Source organism: Adlercreutzia sp. DFI.6.23 (genome assembly GCF_024462535.1).
In the GTDB taxonomy this organism is placed as follows: Bacteria; Actinomycetota; Coriobacteriia; order Coriobacteriales; family Eggerthellaceae; genus Adlercreutzia; species Adlercreutzia rubneri.
On the sequence record NZ_JANGBP010000216.1, the window covers coordinates 1 to 392 of the forward strand.

The window sequence follows — 392 nt, forward strand, 5'->3', positions numbered from 1 at the left end:
GTCCTCAGCCTGGCGTGGGGGTTCGGCGACGCCGAGGTGCGCATCTACGACCCGGCCCAGGCCAAGCTGAGGACGATGTTCCCCTCGGGCGTGACGCACATGCCCTGCACGTTGCCGGGAATGGAGTACACCGCCGAGGGATGCTCGCCGAAGCCGAAGGGGCCGCCGTCGTGCGGGGAGTAGGCAAGCAGGAGAGCCGGGTTCGGCTCGCCGGAGGGGCAGCGCAGCCAGTGGCTCTTCGGTGTGGGGTAGAACAGCCGATGGGAGAACTCGCCGATGTAGAGCATGTCCTTCTGCACGGTCATGAAGGCGGGCATAAGCGGCACGGCGCGGTGCCCGGTTGACTGCAGCACGTCGCCGTCGGCCGCCTTGGCTAGCTCGGCGCGATCCAG

Annotated in this window: 1 protein-coding gene; it reads right to left on the minus strand. The window is 68.6% G+C overall.

Going from position 1 to position 392, the window contains the following annotated elements; genetic code table 11:
- Positions 1 to 44 precede the first annotated feature (44 nt).
- A partial coding sequence (locus NE591_RS13070; protein ID WP_256156841.1) for a hypothetical protein occupies positions 45 to 392 on the minus strand: 348 nt, incomplete at its 5' end.